At 70.0% G+C, this 23,464-nt stretch carries 20 protein-coding genes; 3 read left to right on the top strand and 17 right to left on the bottom strand.

Annotated features, from left to right (window positions below; translation table 11 throughout):
- Positions 1-86: 86 nt before the first annotated feature.
- The 9 genes from ACXIZN_RS09755 to ACXIZN_RS09715 all read right to left on the bottom strand — a co-directional run bounded on the left by ACXIZN_RS09755 (position 87) and on the right by ACXIZN_RS09715 (position 11,943).
- Positions 87-494 (bottom strand): Hsp20/alpha crystallin family protein, encoded by a 408-nt coding sequence (locus ACXIZN_RS09755; protein ID WP_457953822.1) that lies wholly within the window; start codon positions 492-494, stop codon positions 87-89.
- 147 nt (positions 495-641) lie between these two features.
- Complete coding sequence (locus ACXIZN_RS09750) at positions 642-2,915, bottom strand: heavy metal translocating P-type ATPase (RefSeq protein WP_457953820.1); 2,274 nt, start codon at positions 2,913-2,915, stop codon at positions 642-644.
- Positions 2,912-3,913: a universal stress protein gene (locus ACXIZN_RS09745; protein ID WP_457953819.1), complete on the bottom strand. Its 1,002-nt coding sequence runs from the start codon at positions 3,911-3,913 to the stop codon at positions 2,912-2,914. Before ACXIZN_RS09745 ends, ACXIZN_RS09750 begins: the two co-directional genes overlap by 4 nt.
- Entirely contained in the window at positions 3,914-4,438 is a 525-nt protein-coding gene (locus tag ACXIZN_RS09740; protein ID WP_457953817.1) for a flavodoxin family protein, read from the bottom strand.
- Entirely contained in the window at positions 4,438-5,817 is a 1,380-nt protein-coding gene (locus ACXIZN_RS09735; protein WP_457953816.1) for a DUF4389 domain-containing protein, read from the bottom strand. Before ACXIZN_RS09735 ends, ACXIZN_RS09740 begins: the two co-directional genes overlap by 1 nt.
- Before the next feature lie 221 nt (positions 5,818-6,038).
- Positions 6,039-8,585 carry a cation-translocating P-type ATPase gene (locus tag ACXIZN_RS09730; RefSeq protein ID WP_457953814.1) on the bottom strand — a complete coding sequence of 849 codons (2,547 nt, stop codon included), beginning with the start codon at positions 8,583-8,585 and terminating at the stop codon, positions 6,039-6,041.
- Positions 8,582-9,490 (bottom strand): universal stress protein, encoded by a 909-nt coding sequence (locus ACXIZN_RS09725; protein ID WP_457953812.1) that lies wholly within the window; start codon positions 9,488-9,490, stop codon positions 8,582-8,584. The genes ACXIZN_RS09730 and ACXIZN_RS09725 overlap by 4 nt, the downstream gene beginning before the upstream one ends.
- A gap of 35 nt (positions 9,491-9,525) precedes the next feature.
- Entirely contained in the window at positions 9,526-10,920 is a 1,395-nt protein-coding gene (locus ACXIZN_RS09720) for an MBL fold metallo-hydrolase RNA specificity domain-containing protein (protein WP_457953810.1), read from the bottom strand.
- 21 nt (positions 10,921-10,941) lie between these two features.
- Positions 10,942-11,943, bottom strand: coding sequence for an Acg family FMN-binding oxidoreductase (locus tag ACXIZN_RS09715; RefSeq protein ID WP_457953808.1), 1,002 nt, complete (start codon positions 11,941-11,943; stop codon positions 10,942-10,944).
- Between the two features lie 224 nt (positions 11,944-12,167).
- Between ACXIZN_RS09715 and ACXIZN_RS09710 the strand changes: the two genes are divergently transcribed.
- Positions 12,168-12,827 (top strand): response regulator transcription factor, encoded by a 660-nt coding sequence (locus ACXIZN_RS09710; RefSeq protein WP_457953806.1) that lies wholly within the window; start codon positions 12,168-12,170, stop codon positions 12,825-12,827.
- A 24-nt stretch (positions 12,828-12,851) separates the two neighbouring features.
- Here ACXIZN_RS09710 and ACXIZN_RS09705 read toward each other — a convergent pair whose 3' ends face one another.
- From ACXIZN_RS09705 to ACXIZN_RS09695, 3 genes are all read right to left on the bottom strand, one after another.
- Entirely contained in the window at positions 12,852-14,579 is a 1,728-nt protein-coding gene (locus tag ACXIZN_RS09705) for a GAF domain-containing protein (RefSeq protein ID WP_457953804.1), read from the bottom strand.
- 228 nt (positions 14,580-14,807) lie between these two features.
- A complete protein-coding gene (locus tag ACXIZN_RS09700; protein WP_457953802.1) occupies positions 14,808-15,392 on the bottom strand; it encodes an Rv1733c family protein in 585 nt (194 codons plus the stop codon).
- A gap of 32 nt (positions 15,393-15,424) precedes the next feature.
- Entirely contained in the window at positions 15,425-16,378 is a 954-nt protein-coding gene (locus tag ACXIZN_RS09695) for an Acg family FMN-binding oxidoreductase (RefSeq protein WP_457953800.1), read from the bottom strand.
- A 213-nt stretch (positions 16,379-16,591) separates the two neighbouring features.
- On the opposite strand from ACXIZN_RS09695, the gene ACXIZN_RS09690 reads away from it, so the two are divergent.
- Complete coding sequence (locus tag ACXIZN_RS09690) at positions 16,592-17,005, top strand: CBS domain-containing protein (protein ID WP_457953798.1); 414 nt, start codon at positions 16,592-16,594, stop codon at positions 17,003-17,005.
- A complete protein-coding gene (locus ACXIZN_RS09685; protein WP_457953796.1) occupies positions 17,002-17,478 on the top strand; it encodes a universal stress protein in 477 nt (158 codons plus the stop codon). The genes ACXIZN_RS09690 and ACXIZN_RS09685 overlap by 4 nt, the downstream gene beginning before the upstream one ends.
- A gap of 68 nt (positions 17,479-17,546) precedes the next feature.
- Here the strand turns inward: ACXIZN_RS09685 and ACXIZN_RS09680 are convergent, their stop codons facing one another.
- From ACXIZN_RS09680 to ACXIZN_RS09660, 5 genes are read right to left on the bottom strand one after another with little or no spacing between them, the layout of a single operon-like run.
- Positions 17,547-18,638 carry an acetate/propionate family kinase gene (locus ACXIZN_RS09680; protein WP_457953795.1) on the bottom strand — a complete coding sequence of 364 codons (1,092 nt, stop codon included), beginning with the start codon at positions 18,636-18,638 and terminating at the stop codon, positions 17,547-17,549.
- Positions 18,635-21,025, bottom strand: coding sequence for a phosphoketolase family protein (locus ACXIZN_RS09675; protein ID WP_457953793.1), 2,391 nt, complete (start codon positions 21,023-21,025; stop codon positions 18,635-18,637). Before ACXIZN_RS09675 ends, ACXIZN_RS09680 begins: the two co-directional genes overlap by 4 nt.
- Complete coding sequence (locus ACXIZN_RS09670) at positions 21,022-21,921, bottom strand: universal stress protein (RefSeq protein ID WP_457953792.1); 900 nt, start codon at positions 21,919-21,921, stop codon at positions 21,022-21,024. Before ACXIZN_RS09670 ends, ACXIZN_RS09675 begins: the two co-directional genes overlap by 4 nt.
- A complete protein-coding gene (locus ACXIZN_RS09665; RefSeq protein ID WP_457953790.1) occupies positions 21,918-22,523 on the bottom strand; it encodes a CBS domain-containing protein in 606 nt (201 codons plus the stop codon). The genes ACXIZN_RS09670 and ACXIZN_RS09665 overlap by 4 nt, the downstream gene beginning before the upstream one ends.
- A gap of 27 nt (positions 22,524-22,550) precedes the next feature.
- Positions 22,551-23,456: a universal stress protein gene (locus ACXIZN_RS09660; protein ID WP_457953788.1), complete on the bottom strand. Its 906-nt coding sequence runs from the start codon at positions 23,454-23,456 to the stop codon at positions 22,551-22,553.
- Between the last annotated feature and the right edge of the window lie 8 nt (positions 23,457-23,464).

The following is a 23,464-nucleotide window of genomic DNA, read 5'->3' as shown; positions in this document are numbered from 1 at the left end:
CCCGCCTCATCGGGACCTCCAGCCCCTGCGACGACGCAAGCGCCGTCCCCCGGCGTGGGGTGACGGCGCTTGCGTTCGGCGGTCGCTCAGGCCTTGCCGACCTGGATCTTCACCTGCTTGTCCTGCGGCTCCTCCTTGTGAGGCACGGAGACTTCGAGAATCCCGTCGCTGTACTTCGCGCTGATCTTCGCTGTTTCGGCGCCGGGGGGAAGCGAGACAGTGCGGCTGAACCGGCCGTAGTGGAACTCACTGCGTCCGTGTTCGGCCGACTTCGCCTCGCGTTCGGCGTGGATGGTCAGCAGGCCGTTGTGCGCCGTGACGGAGATACCCTTATCCGGGTCGAAACCCGGGAGTTCGGCGCGCACGACGTAGTTTCCGTCCTCAGTGGACTCCTCGATGCGCACCGGGTTGTGCTCGGCGAACGGCCAGGGGTTTTCCAGCCAGGCGGCCAAACTCGGCAACGCCAGGCGGGGGCTGGACACGAGAGAGGTCATCTTCCTTCCCTTCGTCGCGATGGAAACCTCACCACTCCAGGAAACCCTTCCGAGCACGGTGCCGGAGCGGACGTTGTCCCCGAATGGGCGGGACCAAAGACTCGACCGCCCGAGGACGCCACCGGGATCCCTTCCCGCACTTCGGGTTCATCGGCCGAGGGTGAAGTAGGCCTCCTCCTCCTGGGCGAAGTGGAGGTCGAGGACGGCGTCCAGGCCGTACAGCGTCGCGCGGAGATCGTCGATCTGCTCGGGTTGGATCGTGTCGGGCGACTCACGCAGGTGTCTTCCCAGCCGTCGCACCAACCGTTCGATTTCGGCGTGCTCCCTGCTCATCGTCACGGTGCTCTCGGGACAGCCGAGTACCCCGGCCAGCGCCGGGTAGAGCTGGTTCTCCTCGGCGAGTTCGTGTGGGAGGACGCGTTCGGTGAGCAACCGGAACGCCCGCCGCACCGCGGCGTCGGCCGCGGGCCCGCCGCCGTCGCCGAGCGCGTCGGCCGCCTGCCGGACGGCGGTCCGGGCGGGCAGGAGGGTCTCGTGTTCATCCGCGAACCGGCGCAACAGGTCATCGGGGGCACGACGGCGGCGGAACGACACGGGACCGGTCAACGCTCGCAGCGCGTTCCCGATCACGGCGACGTCGATGCCCTCCTGCGCCAGCGCCCCCAGCACCGGCGGCAGCCTGCCGGCCGCGGCGGCGATCATGGCGAGGACCGAGAGTCCGGTGCCGAGGCCGGCGCTCGCCACGGCGAGCCGTCTGGTCCGGCGGGCGATCTCGACGGCGTCGGCGAGACGGTCGATCCGGTCGTCGACGATGACCGCGTCGGCGGCTTGTACCGCCGCCGTCGACCCTCGTGAACCCAGCGCGATCCCGATGTCGGCGGCCGCGAGCGCGGGTGCGTCGTTGATCCCGTCACCGGCCATCGCGGTGACCGTGCGTTCGCTTTCCCGGCTCACCCAGGAGATCTTCTCCTCCGGCGCGCACTCCGCCCGGACACCGTCGAGACCGAGCAGCGAAGCCACTTCGGTGGCGTTCTCCACCCGGTCTCCGGTGAGCAGCACGATCTGCGCCATACCCGCGGCGCGCAGCCGCCGGATCGTGCGTGCGGCGTCCCGTCGCAGCCGGTCGCGGACCAGGAACGCGGCGATCGGAACGTCGTCGGCCTCGACCCACACCAAGGACGCCAGGTCGAGCCGCCCCCGGCGCTCCACACCGACCGCCCATTCCGGCAGCGGGCCGGTACGCCTGCCGACCCGAACCCGTTCTCCCGACACCATGCCCACCGCGCCGCGCCCGACCTCTTCCGACACCGCCTCCGCGTGGGCCGGCGGCACCCCCGCCGAACGAGCGGCCCGCAGAACGGCACCCGCGAGCACATGCGACGAGTACGACTCGACACCGGCGGCGATGCCGAGTACGTGCTCGGTGGTCCGGTCGGGCGTGCACAGCACCGCGGTGACCTCCGGCTGCCCCGCGGTCACCGTTCCGGTCTTGTCCATCGCGAGGGTCCGGACCCGGCCGAGCGTTTCGAGCGCCGCACCGTCCTTGACGACCACACCCGAGCGGGACATCCGCGACATCCCCCCGGTCACGGCGACCGGGACGGCGAGCAGCAGCGGGCACGGCGTGGCCGTGACCAGTACCGCGACGGCCCGGGCGGGCTCTCCGCTGAGCAGCCAAGCCAGCACGGCGATGAGCAGCGCGACGGGGAGGAACCACACGGCGATACGGTCGGCGAGCCGCGCGATCGGAGCGGTGGAAGCCGCGGCCTGCTCGGCGAGCCGCACCACCCCCGCATAGGTACTGCCCTCGGCGGTGGCCGACGCGCGGAGGTCGACGGCCGCTCCGGCGTTCACCACCCCGCTACGCACCGGCCCGCCCTGGCGGAGCACGGGTTCCGCCTCACCGGTCAGCGCGGATTCGTCGAAAACCCCTTGCTCGCAGACGATCGCGTCGACCGGTACCACCTCTCCCGGTAAGACCACGATCCGGTCACCAGGGCCGACCTCTGCGACCGCGATGGTCTCCATCGGTGCGCCGGCATCGTCGATACGCCGTCGATGGGCCGTGCTCGGGGCCCGCTCCAGCAGCGCGGAGAGATCGCGCCCGGCGCGGCGTTGTGCCGCCGCTTCCAGCACCCTGCCGGTCGCGACCATCGCCGCGATGATCGCTCCCGCGAGGTATTCGCCGACCGCCACCGTCCCGGCCAGCGCGAGCACGGCCAGGACGTCCGCGCCCCACCGGCCCGCCCGGAGGTCCGCGAGCACCCAGATCACGGCCGGGACGAGTGCCGTCACGGTGGCTGCCGCCCAAAGCGCCGAAGCCACGGGCGCGAGGCCGGCCGCGCGAGCGAGCCCGCCGGCGGCGAGCGAAGCGGCCACCGCGGCGAGCAGCACGACTTCCGCGGAAGGACGCCGGTTCACCGCCGCTCCCCTCGGTCGGCGGATACGCCTCCGAGCGTCGTTTCTCGTCCACTTCGGACGGACGCGCGTCCTTCGCCTTGCCTGCCGGCGGTCTCGGCGCCCGCTTCGGACCGGACGACGGCCACCGGGCACGACGCGTGCCCGGTCAGGTCCTGGCCCACCGAGCCCAGCAGCAGTCCGCCGAAGGCGCCGCGACCGCGGCCGCCGACCACGACCAGGCACGCCCGCTCGCCGTATTCCAGCAACACCCGGCCGGGACGGCCACGGACGACAAGGCATTCGAAGGACACTTCCGGGAACCCGGCCGCGACCGCGGACATCTCGGCCTCCAATTCCCGTCGCAGCACCTCGTGCCGCGTCGCCGATCCAGCCGGCGCGGCACTCCGCCCGTCCACCGGCCCGAAGTCGTGCCAGGTCTTGAGAGCCGTCACGGAAGCACCGAGCGCGGACGCCTCCTGAAAGGCGAAGCGCACCGCGGCGGCCGACCTGGCCCAGTCGTCCACTCCGACCAGCACGGGCCCCGATCTCGCCCGATGGCCCCGGACCACCACCAACGGGCAATGCCCCCGGATCGCCACGGCGAGACCCGAGGAACCCAGTAGCAGTCGTCCTATCCCGTTCAGTCCCCGCGAACCGAGCACCGTCACCGCCGCTCGTCTCGACTCGTCGACCAGGACGACCCTCGGGTCACCGGGTCTGATCTCGCTCTCGACGGCCAGCGACGGCGCGACCGTGCGAGCGGCCTCGGTCGCGGCACGCAACCGCTTCGCGCCGGTTTCCCACATGGCGTCACGGACTTCGGCCGCGGTGACCTCCAGGTTCGGATAGTCGTGCCCCGGCGGGACGCAGGCGAAGACCAGCCGCAACGGCAGGTCACGCCGGACGGCGTCTCCGGCCGCCCAACGGACGGCCTGCAGCGCGGAATCCGAGCCGTCCACGCCCGCGACAACGGGATAGCGCCTGCTCGCCATGGCGACCGCCTTTTCCACCGAAGACACTCAGCCGACCGCCCGCAGCGACGCGAAGTGCTCGCCCAGCGAGGCGCCCCAGTCGCGTGCCCTCTGCAACTCGCCGTCGCGCAGCACCGTCTCCTCCTTGTCGATATCGACGAAGAAGCTCTCCGGCGGCACGAGCGGGACGAAACCCAGTCGCTTGAGCCTGCGTTCCGCAGCGGTCGCGGCGGAACCGGCAAGCCAGCGCGGTTTCCCGATCCTCGTGTCGAACGTGGCGATGGGAGTGTCGCCGGACGTCCGATCCAAGGTGCCCAGCCAGTCACGCAAGTTCTTCTTCGAGCGGACCTCGTCCATCGCCTGCCGCGCGGCCTCGGCCCGGCTGGAAGGCCACGAAAGGCCACGCACGTGGGTCGGCCCGCCGACCACGAGCAACCCGGTTTCCGGCACGCTGCCGAAGTCGTCGACATTCACGACGTCGACCTCGGCATGACGCGACAGCCCGTCCGCCACCGCCTTCGCCACACGCTCGGTGTTCCCGAACATCGACTCGTACACGATCGTCGCTTTCATCACAGTGGTCCTTGTCCTGTCAGGGAACGGTGTCGGGAAACGCGAGAGACCGGGATCGCGACCAGCGCGACGGCCGCAGCCAGGCCGGCGGCTCCGATGCTCAGCAGCGACCAAGCCGTCCAGCCGAGCGCGGGAACGGTCACGGCGGCTTCGGCACGCACGTCGAGTCCCGCCGAGCCGTCGGCGTTCATCACCACGACGGTCCAGTCACCCGCTTGGTCCGGCCACGCCACCGTCCGGGTACCGGGGCCGCTCGAGCGCTCCGTCCAGATGTCCGCGCTTTCCGGGATACCGGCCGAACCGGCACCTTGCCGCACGAGAACGGATCCGGACGCCAGGTCGGTGACCGTCGCGTAGGTGGTGCCCGCCAGATAGCGCTGGACGTCCGCCGACGACGCGATCCCGATGAAGACCGGTTTCCCGGTGCTTTCCGTCACCGTCAGCCGGACATCGCCCAGCGCGTTCAGCGCGGGTACGGACTCTCCGGCGACACCGGCGAACCGGACCCGTTCACTGACCAGCGCGGGGGTCTCGGTGCGATAGGAGGTCGAAGTGGAGAGGTAGCCGTTGTCATCGCGGCCGCTCTGATCGAGCCACAGCAGCGCGGCGCCACCGGTCAGCAGCCCCATCGACGCCAGGCCGGCGACGGCCCCCGCGACGACGGAGACGATCCTTCCCGAAGTCCAGCCGGGCTTGCGCGTCGGTGCGGGCCTGTCCTCCATGACGGATTCCGGCTCGGTACCGCCCTCGTCCAACCGGAACGGCGGGTACTCGTCGGTCATGAGCGCGACGTACGCGGCGACCCGGACGACCCAGCGATCCATGCCCAGCACGAAGTCGTAGATCGGCTTCGGGTACTCGCCGGTGAACAGCAGCACGAAGCCCGCGATGACGACGAGCAGGGCGATGAGCCCGCCCGCACCCCAGCTGAAGCCGTCGTCCTCCGGCCGCCACGCCAGCCACAGGCCACCGCCCGCGAACAGGGCGGTGATGAGGTAGTGCGGGATCGCCAGCGCCCACTTCACCAGCACAAGGCCGCGCGAAAGCCGCTCCGGATAGGCGATTTCGAGCCTGGCCGGGTAGGCGGGGACGTCGGCGAGGGTGAACGGCGGGTACCGGTCGGTGCCCAGCGCCGCGTAGGCGTAGTAGTGCACCCGCCAGGTCCAGCGCAGCACACCGACGTTGAATTCGAAGATCGCCCTCGGGTAGCGACCGGTGAACAAGATCGCGAAGAACGCCAGCACCGTGAGAGGAACGAAGGCCAGCCACAGCAACGCGAGCACAAGGTAGTGCGGGATCGCCAGCACCCATTTCACCAGCCACAGCCAGCGGGACAGGCCGGGATCCAGCTCGGCCTCGACACGAACAGACTGATTCACGGCATCTCCTCGGTATGAAGCGGACACCTTGACGATCCGGCTTTTCCCGCCCCGGAAACAGGCACCAAGGACCCTCTCCGGCAGGCCCAGTGGCCCTCCGTCCCGATCTCCCGAATGGCGGCCACTGTTCACGTCGACAGCACGAAGGCGGTCATGGCATGAAGGCCCTCTTCCTTGCGCCTGGCGCCAGGAAGAGGGCCTTCATGTACTGGGAGAGGGCATTACCGGCTTCGCGCCCGGAATGCCTTGTGCAGCGTGTCAGCCAGCAAGACCACCGGGACGGTGGCGAAGGCCAGCACCCAGCCGAGCGGACTGGGCACGGCGCCACCGAGCAGCCCCGGCAAGGGCGGCAGCACCAGGAACAGGGCCAGCATCCCCAGTTCGAACACGAGCGCGTACCAGAGCAGCGGGTTGCCGCGGACGCCGATACGGCCGATCCAGCGTGCCTCGCTGCGGCAGGCGAAGGCGTTGGCGAGCTGGCCGAGCACGATCGCGGAGAACGCCGTGCCCGACGCCACCGCCAGCAGCCCGGCGTCGGGCGTTTCGCCGAACCACCAGCCGCCGGTGAGCAGCACGATGAGGAACCCGGCCATCGCCATCGCGGCCTCCACCGGTCCGAGCACGCCGAAGGCGCGGCGGGCCAGCCTGCCGTCGATCAGCGAACCGCCCTTCGCCGGACCGGTCATCGTGCGCTTGTTCGGCGGCTCCGCGCCGAGTGCCACCGCGGGCAGCAGATCCGTGCCGATGTCGAGGGCCAGCACCTGCAGCACCGTGATCGCGAGCGGGATCTGCCCGCCGGCGAGCGCCCACACCACGAACGGCGTCAGCTCCGCGACGTTGTCGGTCAGGTGGTAAGTGAGGAAGCGGCGGATGTTGACGAAGGTGGCCCGGCCGAGTTCGATCGCCGAGACGATGGTGCCGAAGTGGTCGTCGAGCAATACGAGATCCGCGGCTTCGCGGGCGACGTCGCTTCCCGACGCCCCCATGGCGACGCCGATGTCCGCGGTGCGGAGCGCGGGGCCGTCGTTGACCCCGTCCCCGGTCATCGCCACGACGTGACCTCGGGCCTGCAGCACCTTGGCGATCCGTAGTTTCTCCTCCGGAGCGACCCTGGCGACGACCACGCCGTCCACGTCGAGCAGTTCGCCGAGCTCGGTGTCGTCCGCGGGAAGGTTCTTTCCCTCCACGACAAGCTTTTCTCTGCCCAGCAAGCCGACTTCGGCGGCGATGGCGGCGGCGGTGCCCGGGTGATCGCCGGTGATCATCGCCAGCTTGATTCCCGCCCGGCGGCATGAGGCGATCGCGGCGCCGACGTCGGGCCTCGGCGGGTCCTGCAGACCGACCAGGCCGAGGAGCTCCAGCTCACTCTCAGCGTCCTTTGTGGACGGCTGGCCACGGCGGGCGACGGCGAGCACCCGCAGGCCCTGCTCGCTCATCGCGGTCACGGCGCCCTTCGCTCCTTCGGGTACTTCCAGGCACAGCGGGAGAACGCTGTCCGGCGCCCCCGATACGTGCACTCCGTCCCGGTCCTTCACCGACGAACGCCGACGGCGAGGGTCGAAGGGATGCCGTTCGGTCGGCGGCGGTGGATCCTGTACACCGGCGCGGGCGGCGAGGACGTGCAACGCCACCTCCATCGGATCACCGACCGGCTGCCAATGACCAGCCTGCTCGACCGCGTGGGCGTCCGGAGAACACCGCGCCGCCGAGTCGGCGAGGGCGGCCGTCGCCGCCAGCGCCTCCGGTGTTCCCGTCAGATCACCGGAAGGCCGGTATCCCTCACCTGCGACGGCGACGGTTCCGGCGGGCGTCCACACCCGCACGACCGACATCTCGTTCCTGGTCAGTGTCCCGGTCTTGTCGGTGCAGATGAAGGTCGTCGCCCCGAGGGTTTCGACGGCTTCTAGGCGGCGGACCAAGGCCTTGCGCCCGGCCATCTTCTGCGCGGCGCGGGCCAGGGAAAGCGTGACGGTCGGCAGGAGCCCTTCGGGCACGAGGGCGACGGTCACGCCGATCGCGAACAGGAAACTCTCCGTGCCGGTGCGTCCCAACCCCAGTGCGGCGGCGAAGAAGACGCAGCCGACCGCGACGGCGACGAGGGCGATGACCCGGACCACCCGGTGGAGCTGCGCGGTCAGCGGGCTCCTGGGGCGGACGGCGTTCGCCGTGACCGCGGAGATCCCGGCCAGTCGCGATCGGGCACCGGTGGCGGTCACCGACGCGGCGGCGTGGCCCTCGGTCACGTAGGTTCCGGCGTGCACCGTCCCACCCGGTTCGAGCCGGACAGGACGGCTCTCACCGGTCAGCATGGACTCGTCCACCGAAAGCCGCCCGGCCTCGATCAAGCGTCCGTCGGCGCAGATCCTGTCCCCGGCTTCGAGCAGGACGACGTCACCGACGACCAGGTCCGCCGCCTGCACCACCTTGGCCCGTCCGTCGCGCCGCACCGTGGCCCGTACCGGCAGCAGGTCGCGCAGCCGTTCGGCGGCCCGATCAGCTCGGTATTCCTGCGCGAAGGAGAACACCCCGTTCAGCACCACGACCACCGCGATCGCGATGGCGAGCGCGGGCATCCCGGCGATCAGTGCCAGCACCGCGGCCACCCAGAGCATGAGCGCGAAGAAGTGGACGAATTGGCCGGCCAGTACGAGTACCGGGTGCCGCCGCTTCGGAGCGGGCAGGACGTTCGGTCCGTCCCGCCGCAACGCGGTCGCCGCCTCGGCGTCGGTGAGGCCCCCGGCTTCCCGGAGAAGCCCGGCACCCGTCATCGTTTCCCGTCCCCCTGTGACCGGGCGACGATCACCGGGCACAGGGCGGCGGACAGCACGCGCTGGCTGGTCGAGCCGAGCAGCATCCCGGCGACCCCGCCCCGGCCGCGGCTGCCGACGATCAGCAGCCGGGCACGATCGGCGTATGCGAGCAGCTCATCGGACGCCCGGCCACGCGTGAGCACGCGCTCCACCTGTACCTCCGGGTACTTTTCCTGCCAGCCGGCCAGCCGCTCGGCCAATACCTCACCCTCCCGCTCCTCGAAGTCGGAGGTGTCCAGGGTCGTCCGCGACTCGGCGAAGAGTGCCGCGAGGAAGGTGTCGTCCCAGCAGTGCAGGGCGACCAGTGGTGCGCCGCGCCAGGACGCCTCTTCGAACGCCAGCGCCAGCGCGGCCTCGCTCGCCCGGGAACCGTCGACGCCCACGACCACCGGGCCCTCCTCGGGAGCCTCGCCCTCCGCGATATGCGGGCGTACGACCGCGACCGGGCACCGGGCGTGCGTGGTCACGGCGATCGACACCGACCCCACCAGCAGCCGGCCGAGGGCTCGGATCTGCTCGGTTCCCAGCACCAGCAACGCCGCGTCCTCCGACGCCGCGAGCAACGCGGGTGCCGGCCTGTCATGACCCAGGACCGCGGTGATCTTCACCGAGGGCTCCGCCTCCCTCACGAGGTCACGGGCGTGACGCAGCAGGCGATGGCCGCGCGTTCGTGCCTTCTCGACCAGTCCGTCGCCCAGCGGCAACGTCCGCGGGAATTTGAGCTCTTCCTCGTCGATCGCGTGGACCAGCCGCAGTTCGGCATGACGACGGCGGGCTTCAGCGGCGGCCCAGCGCACCGTCCGCGCAGTGGCGTCCGAGCCGTCGATTCCGACGACCACGGCCCCGTTCGAGTATTCCGGCATTGACTTCCCCACTTCGGTAGTTCGGTTCTTCATGGCTAAAGCAGCACGCGCTCGCCCTGACGAGGCACGACGGCGGACCAGTCGTGTTCGTCGCGAAGCCGGCCGGCCACGGTCTCGGCGGCGTCGGGTTCCCCGTGCACGAGGTAGGTGGTCTTCGGCGGAGGACCGGCCGTCGCCCACGCCAGCAATTCGTCGGCGTCAGCGTGCGCGCTGAAGGCGTCGACCTGGACGACGTCGGCGCGCACGGGCACGTATCGGCCATGGATTTTCAGCTGCTTGGCCCCCGAGGCGAGTTGTCTCGCCCGGGTGCCCTGCGCGGCATAGCCGACGATCAGCACGGTGTGGCGGTGGTCGGGCAGCATGTGCTCGAGGTGGTGCAGCACCCGCCCACCGGTCGCCATCCCGGAGGCCGACACGACGATCGAGGGCATCCGTGGCGAGTTCACCCGCATGGATTCCTCGACCGTGCGCAGTTCCGTCAGCGAGCCGGGCGTGAGTGGGTCGTGCCCGGCGAGTTCCGGCCGGATCTCCGGCCAGCGGCCATGCAGTGCCTCGCGATAGATCCGCAGCGCGGCCAGCGCCATCGGGCTGTCCACGTAGACGGGCAACTCGGGTATGCGCTGTTCACGCATCAGCTTCGCCAAGGCCGACAACAGCACCTCGGTCCGGTCGACGGCGAAAGCCGGGATCAGCACACTGCCGCCACGGCGCGCCGTGCGCCGGATGCCGGCGGCGAGCAGATCCATCGACCCGGTGTCGTGGTGATCACGCGCGCCGTAAGTCGATTCGAGGACCAACGCGTCGCAAGCCGGCCGCGGCCGCGGGGGCCGCAACAGGCTGTGTGTCGGCCTGCCCAGGTCGCCGCTGAAGACGACACTTCGCTCGCCGGCCCGCACTCGCACCCACGAAGAGCCCAGGATATGCCCGGCCTGTCCGAATTCGACCGTCACACCCGGCGCGATCTCGATCTCCTCGTCGTACTCGACCGGACGCAGGAGGCTGATCGCCTTCTCGGCGTCGGAGGCGTCGTACAGCGGCAAAGCCGGCCGGTGTTTCGACCAGCCGTACTTGTTCGCGTGCGCCGCTTCCTCGGTCATCAGATGCGCGCTGTCCCGCAGGACGATCGGCACCAGTTCGGCCGTCCCCCTGGTGGTGAACACCGGCCCGCTCCAGCCCGCGCGCACGAGCACCGGCAGGTATCCGCAGTGATCCAGATGAGCGTGCGTGATCACCACCGCGTCGATCTCGGTGAAGGACGCGGGCACCGGCGCCCAGTTCTTTCGACGCAACTCGGCGATCCCCTGGAACAGACCGCAATCCACGAGCACCCGCGCCTCGGGTGTGTCGATCAGGTACTTGCTTCCGGTGACCGTCCCCGCACCGCCGTGAAAGGTCAGTGCGACGGATCCGGCTTCATTGCGCGTGGGCATCGTGGTTTTCTCCTTCGAGGGTCAGGAATCGGCTCGGAAGCCGTGTCCGAGCACTTCGTCGACGGCGCGGCGGGGGCTCGTGGGCACCACACCGGAGGGATAGCCGAACCGCATGAGCGCCTGTGGGAACCCGGGCAGCTCAAGGTCTTCACACAGTGCGGAGCGCACTTCCGGCAGATGCAGGGGCTGGGTCAGAATCGAGCCGGCCAGGCCCCCGTCGACCGCGTCCAGCCACGTCGTCTGCAAGGCGTGGCCCGCTCGGAGATGGTCGTGCCGGGTGTCGTCACGCGTCAGGAACACCAGCAAGGTCTCCTCGGCCAGCCTCCGCCGCAGCACCGCGCTGTCCGGCAGCGCCGTCGAGGCCCGGACGAGTCCGGCCCACGGCAGGGAGCCCGAAGGAAGCGCGGTGGCGGCGAGGCCGACGCCGTACCGGTGGGACACCTCGTCACGGATCGTCCAGAGCGCGAGTTCGCGCTGATATCCGTGATCGTGCTGGAACGACTCCGCCGCGAATTCGAGCAGTTCGGCGACCCGCGACAGCTCCAGCTCGTCCTGGATCGGCCGGGCCTCGACACCCACCGAGGCGGCGGTCGCCACCAGTTCGCGGATCCGTTGACGCGTCACCGGACGCCCGGAGAACCGCTTGCGGTAGCTGCGGCGCCGCTCGATGGCGGAGTACCGGTGCAGGTCGTCGGCCGAGGGAAGGGTGCGCTCGCCCGGCTCCACCGACGCCACCACCTCAGGGCGGCCGGCGTCGGGGAACGTGTCCGTACGGGGCTCGAAGCCGAGTACCCGGACCGCGAGTTCCAGATTCGCGAGAGCGGCCCCGCAGGACATCGCCCGATCCCGGCCCAGCGGGTCGTGTACCGGCAGAGCCAGGTCCCGGCGCTCGATCAGCAGTAGCCGGTCGTGCTCGAACTCGAGAAGCCAAGGCTGGATGTTGTGCACCGAGGGCGCCCGCAACAGGGTCCGCGCCAGCACCTCGGTCTCCGCCGTCGACCATTGCCGCGTTCGCTTCGCCATGTTCCGTCCCTCCGCGCCGGCCGTGTCGGTTTCCACGGTGCGTCAGGAAGGGGTGCCGCGCGCAGGTCCGGACGACTCCGATCGCCGGGACCTAAGCCCCGCCTCGTCCGATTAGGGTCCAAAGTCCCTCCTTGCCGGGACGTCCAGGCCGGTGTTTCCCTGGGGACGGCCAAGTACGGTCACCAGGACGGCCAGGACCCGGCTCAGCAGGAGGACGCACACAGATGACCAAGGTGTTCCTGGTCGACGACCACGAAATCGTCCGCCGAGGACTCTCCGATCTCCTCGGCAGCGAGCCGGACATCGAGATCTCGGGCGAAGCAGCCTCGGTGTCCGAAGCGCTCACCCGGATTCCCGCGAGTGACACCGACATCGCGGTACTGGATGTCCGGCTCCCGGACGGCAACGGCATCGAACTGTGCCGGGATCTGCTATCCACCCAGCCGAATCTGCGCTGCCTGATGCTCACGTCCTACGCCGACGACGAAGCGCTCTTCACCGCGATCATGGCCGGCGCGTCCGGCTTCGTCCTCAAGCAGGTACTCGGCAACGACCTGGTGTCCGCGATCAGGACGATCGCAGGCGGTGGCTCACTGCTCGACAGCAGGACCACCGCCGCGCTGATGAACCGCATCCGCCGGGAGAGCGATCACAGCGATCCCACCGCCGGACTGTCGGAACAGGAACGCACGGTCTTCGAGCTGATCGGCGAAGGCCTGACCAACCGCGAGATCGGGGAACGCATGTTCCTCGCCGAAAAGACCATCAAGAACTACGTCTCCCGCATCCTCGCCAAACTCGGCATCCAGCGCCGGACCCAGGCCGCGGTCCTCGCGACCGAACTGAAGAAGCAGGAGCGGAGCCAGCTGTTCGGTGACCGGTGAACCTCGCCGACGCCCGGGGTCTTGTCACGGCAGGGGAACGCGCCACACCACCCGCGTTCCACCACCGTCCCGCCCGATGAACTCGGCACGGCCGCCGCAACGCTCCGCTCGCTGCGAGAGGTTCTCCAAACCGCTACGCCTCCCCGTCTCGGGAAGGCCAGCACCGTTGTCGGTCACTTCGATGACCAGATCGCCGTCGGCTTCGACGGACACGGTGATCTCGTCGGCACCGGAATGGCGGATGGCGTTGCTCAGCGCCTCGCGCACGACGGCTTCGGCGTGTTCGTGCAACTTCACCGGGACGAGGGTGTCGACGGCTCCGTTGATCCGCACCGAGGGCGTCACCGAGGGGTCGGTCGACAACTCCGTGACCACGTCGAGCAACCGGCGGCGCAGGCTGACCGACTGGTCCGCGCCTGAGGTGTGCAGGTCGAAGATCGACGTCCTGATCTCCCGTACGGTCCGGTCCAGCTGCTCGACGGCCTGTGTCACCCGGTTCCTGGCGAATTCGTCGGGCACGCGCGGCACGATGCTCTGCAGGCTCATTCCGGTGGCGAACAGTCGCTGGATGACGTGATCGTGCAGGTCCTGCGCGATGCGGTCGCGGTCGGCGAGCACGTCCAGCAGCCGCTGGTTTCGTTGATTCTCGGCGAATTCGAGAGCGACCGCAGCCTGGTCGGCGAACGACGACAGCATCGGGATCAGATCCGCCTTGAACTGCGGAGAGCCCTTTTCCCGGCTGACGACCAGAATCCCGCCCACGCCGCCCGCGCTGGTCAACGGCACCATCACTCCCGGCCCACTGAGCGTGAAGTCCTCCGCCGAGGGGAAGACCGTGCCGAGATCGGCGATCAGGCTCGCTTGCCCCGTGGTGAAGACCTCGTCGACAACGGGATGCTCCCCCGAGATCGTCTTGGTGAACGAGCCTGCCCGGTCGGTCGACAAGGCGGTCACGTTCAATGACCGCGAGGCGCTCTGGTCCTCGTTGCCTGCCAGCAGGATCGTCACCTCGCCGGCCTCGGCCAGATCCCGCACGCTCTTGACGACCAGGCTCAGCGTGTCGGTCACGGAGGCACCGCCGAGAAGCTCGCCGTTGACCTTCGCGACCGCCTCCAGCCAGCGTTCACGGGAGCGGGATCGCTCGAACAGCCGTGCGTTGTCGATGGCCACCCCGGCCGCCGCTGCCAGAGCCTGGAGCACGACCTCGTCGTCGGCCGTGAACTCCGCGGCACCCCTCTTCTCCGTCATGTAGAGATTGCCGAACACCTCGTCCCGGACGCGGACCGGGACGCCGAGGAAACTGTGCATGGGCGGGTGGTTCGGTGGGAAGCCCACCGACGTCGGATGCGCCGACAGGTCCGGTAGCCGGACCGGATGCGGTTCCTCGATGAGCAGTCCGAGCAGGCCCCGTCCCTCGGGAAGGTGCCCCATCTTCGCCCTGGTCTCCGGGTCGATCCCCACGTAGACGAATTCCGAGAGCCCGTCCTCGTCACCGAGGACGCCGAGGGCGCCGTACTGGGCGTCGACCAGCTCGACCGCCGCCTGCACGATGCGCTGCAGCGTCGAATCGAGCTCCAGCCCGGTGCCCACCGCCAGCACCGCGTCGAGCAGCCCTTGAAGCCTGTCCCTGGTCTTGACGATCTCCGACAACCGCTCCTGGACCTCATGCAGCAGCTCGTCCAGCCGCAACCCGGTGAGGACCGCCGCGCTCGGTGGCAGCGCGCTCCCAGCCGCTGTCGGCTCTACCGGCATCTCAGGCTCCCTCTCCGCGGACCGTGGCAATTGTCCATCGTATGATCGCCCTCAGCGTTTCAGTCGGCAGCCTCGATGCCAAGGCAGGACCGGTCCAGGCCCTCATCGACGGTGTCCCATGATCTCCGATCAGGGGAAGGCGGTAGCCGCGCGAACCGGGCAAGCGGCCCGGACGCCGTTGCCACGGCAGGCCATCGCCTCGCGACCGGTTCCGGGGTCCAGCCGCCGTCAGGCCGTCGTCCAGTCGTCCGCCACCCGCCGCCATTCACGGCTCCACGCGGCGTCGCGCCGCCTGGCCAGCGCCGAACGCGCGATCAGGAACACCACCGCGAGCAAGGCGACGCAGCCGAGCCAGACACCGACTCCGACTCCGATGCCGTTGCGTGCCGCATCATCCCGGGTGACCGGTGCCGGTACCACGTCGTCCCGCGAATCAAGCCAGATCTTCACCTCTTGACCCGCTACGGCACCGTTTCCGGCATCGACCGGTTCTTCCCGGACGACGTCACCGTCGATCCAGCGCGCCGGGACCCGGGACTTCCCCTCGATCGGCACGCCGTCGAGCCGGATGGCCACCGGTGGCGCGTCCACCAGCAGTATCGCGGTGGCCGGCCGCCGGTCGGCGGCCTGTTCGGCGGCCTGCGCCATCCGGCCCGCGTAGATGTCGGAGCCCATCGCGGCCGCGAACGGTATCGCCAGCAACCCGGCCAGGATCACCGTGAGCGTCAGAGCCGCCTCGATCCGGTCCGACGTCCGCACGAGCGGGCTCCCGTCTGGGCGGATCCGCTGCCAAAAGGCGGCAAGGGTACGCATTGAAGTCTCCTGTGGCGAAGAGGGAATGGGCGTCACGAGGTCTTCTGCCTGATGACCGTCTCGAGGGGACGACGTGGAGTCGGGACACCGGGGTAGCCGTAGCCCAGCCGGAAAACCGTCTGCGGATAGCCGGTTCCGCCGAGCAGCGCACGAAGTTCGTCCCGGGTGGACGGGATTTCCATGGGCTGGGAATAGAACGAGGCGCTCAGCCCCGCGGTGGTCGCGGTGAGCAGCACGCGTTGCATGGCCCGTCCCGCGCGAAGCTGCGCCGACGGACCGTCTGCGGCGGTCGTGAGTACCGCGACGACCGGATCCTGCTCGAACGGCCGGGGAGCGTCGCTGTCATGGAAGTGCCGGACCGGCAGGAGCCCGCCCGCCGAACGCGGCCCGCCGGCGAACGCGGGCACGCCGTCGTCCCGGCCATGCCCACGAGTCCAGGCCCGGAGCTCTTCGTGGAAGGCCCCGTCCTGAGTCTGCATGTGATCCGCGCGCCGGATCAGTGCCGCGGTCGCCTCCAGCTTGCCCACCTCGTCGACCAGGACCAGTCCCGCGCCGTCGGCGAGGGCCGCCCGCCGTACCGCCGTCCGCGCGCCTTCCGGCACGGCCTGATCGGCGAACGGCCGGCGATTGCTGTAGCGGCGCGGAATCGCGGCGGCGAGGCGCAGTTCTTCGATGCCGGGCCGGTGACGGCCGCCGATCTCGACCCTGGCCAGCAGCGAAGGGCGGCCAGGGTCCGGCATTAGCTCCGTCTCCACGAGCCGTCCGGCGGCCGCGATCGTGAGCTCGATGTTCAGCAAGGCCGCACCGCAGGCCAGTCGCGCCTCCCTGCCGTCGGGGTCGCACACCCGGAGCAACCGGTCCTCGTCGAGATGCACCTCGATCGCGCCCGGCTCCAGCTCGAAGATCCAGGGTTGGGTGTTGTGCGGCGACGGTGCCCGCACCGCAGCCTCCAACGCGGTCAGTGCCGGGAAATCGGTGGGCATCATGCTGTGGGCTCCTAGCCGGTCGGTGGACACTTTCAGCCTGTCGCGGGACGGCGCCGGGCGGCAGAGCCGTGGGCCCCGGCCATCCGGGACCTTCGACACCCTCCCGGCGCGTGAGCGCGGAGAGGGTCCTCGGTCCCGGCAGGCCGGGACCTCCAGCGGTTCCGGCCACCGCGATGGGGGCCGCACACTGCGGTAATGCGTGTACGTGAGGTCATGACCACCCCCGTCGTCGCGGTCACCCCGGCCGCGACACTCGGCGAAGCGATCGCCGTGCTGGCCGGGAAGGGGTTCACTTCCCTGCCCGTCGTCGACGAGACCGGCAGGCTGCTCGGCGTCTTGGAGGAAGACGACGTCGTCCTCACCTGTTACGTGCCCGGCCCGCGGTCACCGAGCGACCCCGACGCGGGTGTCCTGCTCGGGGGCCGCACCAAGGTCCGGGACGTGATGCGGACCCCGGGCGCCGGAACGCACCCGGACACGGAACTCACGGACCTGGCGGAACGGATGCTGGAACACCGGCTCCGCTCGGTCCCCGTACTCGACCACGGCCGCGTCGTCGGCGTTGTCACCTGGCGGGACCTGCTGCGCGCGCGAGCCACCGAAACCTCGTCAAGGGATATGCCATGAACCAGCAGTCACCACACGAACGCCGGATCGTCGTCGGGACCGACGGCACCGCACATGGCGAAGAAGCGGTCCGCTGGGCGATCAGCGAAGCCCGGGCGCTCGGCGCTCGGGTCGAAGTGATCCTCGTGCGACCGAAGGACGTTCTCCTGCCCGGAACACCGTTCGCGCTTCAGCCGCATGGCAGGCTCCCGATCCAGGACGGCTATCCCCTGGCGAAGGAGGTCGCGAGGATCCACGACGAGCTCGCAGCGGATCTCGCCGTCGAGACCTCGGTCCGCACGGGTGACCCAACCTCGGTGCTGCTGGCCGCCGCGGAAGGCGCGGACCTGCTGGTGCTCGGCTCGCCTTCCGAAGGGCGTATCGGCAAGCTCGTCTTCGGGAGCGTGGCCGCAGCCTGTGTCCGGCACGCACCCTGCCCGACCGTGCTCGTGACCCCTCAGGCGGCACACCGGTTCAGCCCCACAGCCTCCTGAACACGCGTGAAGGCCCCCTTCCCTCAGCTGAGCCGAGGGAAGGGGGCCTTCACGCGCTCTACCGGGTTTCAGAGCCGCGCGGCGGCCAGGACGTCCTCGGCGTCGCGAGCGAGTTCGACGTCCTCCCCTGTTCCCAAGGCGAAGGCCGTGACCATCGCCCCTTCGGGACTCACGACGCGATCACCCTCACCGAGGCAGCGCGCGGGGTCGACCGCGATTCCCAGTACGCCAAGGGATTCCGCCAGTCGCGCGAGCAATTCCGGCTGGTGAGCGGTGACCCCGCCGGTGAAGACGATCGCGTCCAGCCGGTCGAGCGCCACGGCCATCGCACCGATCTCCCGGCGGAGGCGATGCAGGTAGACCTCGAGCGCGGTCGTCGCGTCGGGATCGCCGGTGGCGGCCAGCGCGAGCACCGAACGCAGATCCCCGTCCGTACCGCTCATCCCGGCCAGACCGGAGCGGTGATAGAGCGCGTCCTCCATCTCCTCGGCCGACATCGGCGCCGTCCGCATGACGTGCAGCAGGAGTCCCGGGTCCACCGACCCGGACCTCGTGGCCATGGCGGGCCCTTCCAGCGGCGTGAATCCCATACTCGTGTCGACGCTCCGGCCGTCGCGGATCGCGGTCACCGACACACCGGCGCCGAGGTGACAGCACACCAGCCGGGGTGCGGCGACATCGAGGAGTTCGGCGGTGCGGCGGGCGGCATGACGGCACGAGAGGCCATGGAAACCGTACCGTCGCAACCGTCCTTGCCTGGTCCACTCCCTCGGCAACGGATACTTCGCCGCGGCGGCCGGAAGCTCGGCGTGAAAAGCGGTGTCGAATGCCGCAACGATCGGAAGCGATGGCCGCAGCCGGAGGACCGCCCGTGCCAGCCCGAGCGCGCGGGGCTGGTGCAGCGGTGCCAGCGGCACGAGCCGCTCGAGCGCGTCGAGTGCCGCGTCGTCGAGCCGTTCCGGGCCTGTCCTCGATCCACCGTGTACGAAGCGCACGGCGACAGCGTCCACTGTGGACCATCGGTCGAGCGCCTGCGCCACCACCGTGGCGTCGTCTCCGGCGTCCGCCAGTGGCCACGCGGCCCAGCCGACCGGGCTGCCGTCGTGCACCAGGGAAGCCTTCATGGTCGACGAGCCGGGGTTCAGCGTCAGAACCCTCATCGGTCCTCCCACGCCCAATCCCGGACCTCCGGCAGGTCTTCGCCGTGCTCGACGATCCAGCGCCGGTGCCGTTCCTGCGCCTCGGCCATTCGCTGCCACACCAGTCCCGCGCCGGCGAGCGGGCCGGGCACACGGTCGATCACGTCGATCACCAGCTGGAAACGGTCCATGCTGTTGAGGACCAGCATGTCGAACGGAGTCGTCGTGGTCCCCTGCTCGATGTAGCCGCGCACATGCATGTTGTGGTGGTTCGTGCGCCGGTACGCCAGCCGATGGATGAGCCACGGGTAACCGTGATAGGCGAAGATCACCGGGCGATCAGTGGTGAACAACGCGTCGAACTCCCGGTCCCCCATCCCGTGCGGATGTTCCGTGGCCGGCTGGAGCCGCATCAGGTCCACCACGTTCACCACCCGGACCGCGAGCTCGGGCAAGTGCTCGCGCAGCAGTTTCACCGCCGCCAGCACCTCGACGGTCGGCGCGTCACCTGCACAGGCCAGTACGACGTCCGGTTCCCGCTCCGGGTGCGTGCTCGCCCAGTCCCAGATCCCGGCGCCCCGTGCACAGTGGATCGCGGCCTGTTCGTCGTCGAGCCAGACCGGGCTGTCGTTCTTCCCCGCCACGATCACGTTGACGTAATCCCTGCTCCGCAGGCAGTGGTCGGCGACGTGCAGCAGGGTGTTCGCGTCCGGTGGAAGGTACACGCGGACGACCTCGGCGCTCTTGTTCGCGACATGGTCGACGAATCCCGGGTCCTGGTGGGAGAAGCCGTTGTGGTCCTGGCGCCAGACGTGCGACGTCAGCAAGTAGGTCAGGGACGCGACCGGCCGTCGCCACGGAATCCTCCGGTGCACTTTGAGCCACTTGACGTGCTGGTTGAGCATGGAGTCGACGATGTGCACGAACGCCTCGTAGCACGAGAAAAGCCCGTGCCTGCCCGACAACAGGTAGCCCTCCAGCCAGCCCTGGCACAGGTGCTCCGACAGCACTTCCATGACCCGGCCATCGGCGGCGAGGTTCTCGTCGACGGGCTCGACGCCTGCCATCCAGGTCTTGGCGGTCTCGTCGAACACCGCGTCGAGCCGGTTGGACGCCGTCTCGTCGGGACCGAACAACCGGAAGTTCGCCGCACGACGGTTCATCGCGAACACGTCGCGCAACCATCGGCCGAGCACCCGGGTCGGCTCGGCGACGGCCGTGCCCGGCCGCTCGACCGGCACCGCGTGAGAGGACACCGCGGGCAGGTCCAGCGGCCTCAGCAGGAGTCCGCCGTTGGCGTGCGGGCTCGATCCCATCCGGCGATCGCCGCGTGGGATCAGCGCGGTGACCTCGGGAGAGGGTCGCCCGTCCTCGTCGAAGAGGGTTTCCGGGCGGTAGGAGTGAAGCCAGTCCTCCAGCTGCCGCAGATGGTCCGGATTTCCTCTGGCATTGGCGACCGGGACCTGGTGCGAACGCCAGGTGCCTTCCACCGGCTTGTCGTCCACAAAGGACGGACCCGTCCAGCCTTTGGGGCTGCGCAGCACGATCATCGGCCAGCGCGGCCGCTCCGGCGCCCGGCCGGAGGCTCGTGCCCGGACCTGGATGCCCTCGATCTCGTCGAGCGCCCCGTCCAGCGCCGCGGCCATGGCCTGGTGCATCAGCGCCGGATCGGCACCCTCGACGTAGCGCGGGGCGAACCCGTGGCCCCGCAGCAGCTCGTCGAGTTCCGCCTGCGTGATCCGGGACAGCACGGTCGGATTGGCGATCTTGTAGCCGTTCAGGTGCAGGATCGGCAGCACCGCTCCGTCGCGGGCCGGGTTCAGGAACTTGCTCGACTGCCAGCTCGCGGCCAACGGACCGGTTTCCGCCTCGCCGTCGCCGACCACGCAGGCGACGACGAGGTGGGGGTTGTCGAACGCCGCGCCGTACGCGTGCGCGAGAGAGTAGCCCAGCTCACCGCCTTCGTGGATGGATCCGGGCACTTCCGGCGCGACGTGGCTGGGAACGCCGCCGGGAAAGGAGAACTGCCGGAACAGCTTGCGGAGGCCGGCCTTGTCATAGGTGACCGACGGCCACGCCTCCGAGTAACTGCCTTCCAGCCACGTGTGCGCATACAACGCGGGACCGCCGTGGCCGGGTCCGGTGACGAACAGTGCCTCGAGATCCCGGTGCACGATCGCGCGATTCAGGTGCGCGTACAGGAAGTTCAGCCCTGGTGAAGTCCCCCAGTGCCCGAGAAGCCGGGGCTTCACGTGCTCCGGCTTCAGCGGTTCGGTCAGCAGAGGGTTGTCCATCAGGTAGATCTGGCAGGCGGCGAGGTAGTTCGCCGCCCGCCACTGGGCGTCCACTTGGGACAGTTCCGCCGGCGTCAGCACGGCCGGGGTGGCCGGGGCGCTGAGCGCGGTCATCGGGTCTTCCTCGGCCGGACCACCATCACGGGGCATTCGGCGTGGCGGGTGAGCGCCTGGCTGACCGAGCCGAGCAGTTGCCCGGTGAAGCCTCCCCGGCCGCGGCTGCCGACGACCACGAGTTGCGCCTTGGCACTCCACTCCAGCAGGGTGTGGCGGGGCCGGTCACGGACGAGTACCCGCTCCACGGTGACGTTCGGGTACTTCTCCTGCCAGCCCGCCAGCCGTTCCGCGAGCAGACGGCGTTCGTCGCCCTCGATGCTTTCCCACTGCGTGACCAGCCGCGCCATGCCGTACACGTCGTCGTAGGTGACGTCCGACCACGCGTGCACGGCCACCAGGGACGCGTTCCGCCGCGACGCCTCGTCGAACGCGGTCTCCAGTGCCTGCTCGCTCAACGGGCTGCCGTCGATCCCGACGATCACCGGTCCGCTGTCGGGATAGTTCGTGGTGCCCTTCCGCCCCCGCAGGACCACCGCCGGGCAGTGGGAGTGGGAGATGACGGCCGACGCCGTCGAACCGATCACCATTCCGGCGAAGAAGCCCTTCCCCGAAGCGCCGACCACCATCATCGCCGCCGACTTCGACGCGTCGATCAAGTACGGCGTCGGCGAGTCGGTGGGCATGGCGGTGTCCACCGGGACACCGGGAGCGACCGTTTCGGCGTCCGCCACGGCCTCCTCCAGCACCTTGCGCCCCGCGGCGGCGAGATCGTCCAGCCACAGAACGGGGCCGGCGAGACCGGCACCGTAGGCCAGCTGCTCACTGTGGAGAGCGTGGACGATCAGCAGCCCCAACCCCCGCTCGGCCGCGAGGGAGGCGGCCCACCTGACGGCGGCCCGTCCCGGCTCGGCCCCGTCGGTTCCGACGACGATCCTGTTTTCCGCGGTGTTCATCGGTCTTCCTCCTGATAAGTCACTTCGGCTTCGACGACGCCGGGTACCGCTTCGGCGATGACCTTGGCCACGTGCCGGTCGGTGTCGTCGTCATAGGCGTCGCCGATGCGGCAGACGCCGTCGGTCACTTCGACGGTCCAGCGGTCCGAGCCGCCGTAGACGGAGAGGTGATGCCGGACGTCCGCGGCGATCGCCGTGTCATCGCGGGCGAAGGCGCGGACGAAGTCACCGCGGGTGAGGATGCCGATCACCCGTGCACCGTCCACGATCGGCATCGCGCGGATCTTCCCGTCGAGCAGCGCTTTGCCCACCTCGGCCAGGTCGGCGCCGGCGCCCATTCCGGTCGCGGGTGAGGTCATCACCTCGCGCACGGTGGTGCCCGGGGTCGCCCGGAGGCCGGAGTCATCGCCGGACCGGATGTCGTGGGGGAACCGGTCGCGGATCAGATCCGCTTCGGTCACGATGCCGATCAGGCGGTCGTCGTCGTCCACCACCGGCAAGGCGGTGAAGCCGTGTTCGGTCAGCACTCCGGCTGCGTGTTTGGCGGTCGTCTCCGGGGTGACGGTGAGGACCGGCCTCGTCATCAGGTCTCGTGCTCGCATCTCGTCTCCTGAACAGGGGGTACGTGGTCATTCCGCCGGGGCCGCGGGCCGGATGACGGCGACCGGGCACTCCGAGTGCGCCACCAGCGCCTGGCTGGTCGAACCGAGCAACATGCCTTGGAACCCGCCGCGTCCCCGGCTGCCGACCACGAGCAGACTCGCCTTCGCGCCGAACTCGAGCAGGGTCCGCACCGGTCGCCCCTTGCGCACGACGAGTTCCACCGCGACGTCCGGGTACTTCTCTCGCCAAGGAGCGATCTGCGTTTCGGCTTCCGTGCGCTCGGCGGCTTCGATTCCGGCCGGATCGACATCGAGGAAATGCGGGCGGATGGTCCCGTGGTCGAACATCTCCGACCAGGTCCGGACGACGACGAGCGCCGTCTTCCGCCGCTCCGCCTCGTCGAACGCGAACGCGAGCGCCGCCGCGCTGGAGGGCGAGCCGTCCGTGCCGACGACGACCGGGCCGGCCTGCGGGACCACACCGTCCGGCTGGTTCCCCCTGGCGACGATGATCGGGCAATGTCCGTGGTGTGCGAGGGCGACGGCGGTCGAGCCGACCAGCATCCCGGTGAACCCGCCGAGGCCGCGCGACCCCAGCACCACCATCGTCGCGCTCAGGGATTCCTGGACCAGCGCGGGCACGGCACTCCACTCGCGGGCCGCCGTCTCGACGACGAGCTCCGGATACCGGTCGAGCACGTCTTTCCGTGCTTCGGCAAGCCACTCGAGGCCGCGGCTCTCGAACCCCGCGCGAACCGCTTCACGGGGGACCGACACGCCGGGGGTGTTCACCGCGGGAACCGTGTACACATGCACGAGCCGCAACGGCAATCCGCGCCGGTGGGCTTCACCCGCGGCCCACATCGCCGCCGTCCGGGCCGACCCCGAGCCGTCGATCCCGGCCACGATGGCTCCTTCAGCGGGCAGCTGCATGATCACTC

The sequence above is a fragment of the Amycolatopsis sp. TRM77291 genome (assembly GCF_054166285.1).
Note: the sequence above shows the minus strand (reverse complement) of the source record. Positions and strands in the feature narration are given on the sequence as shown.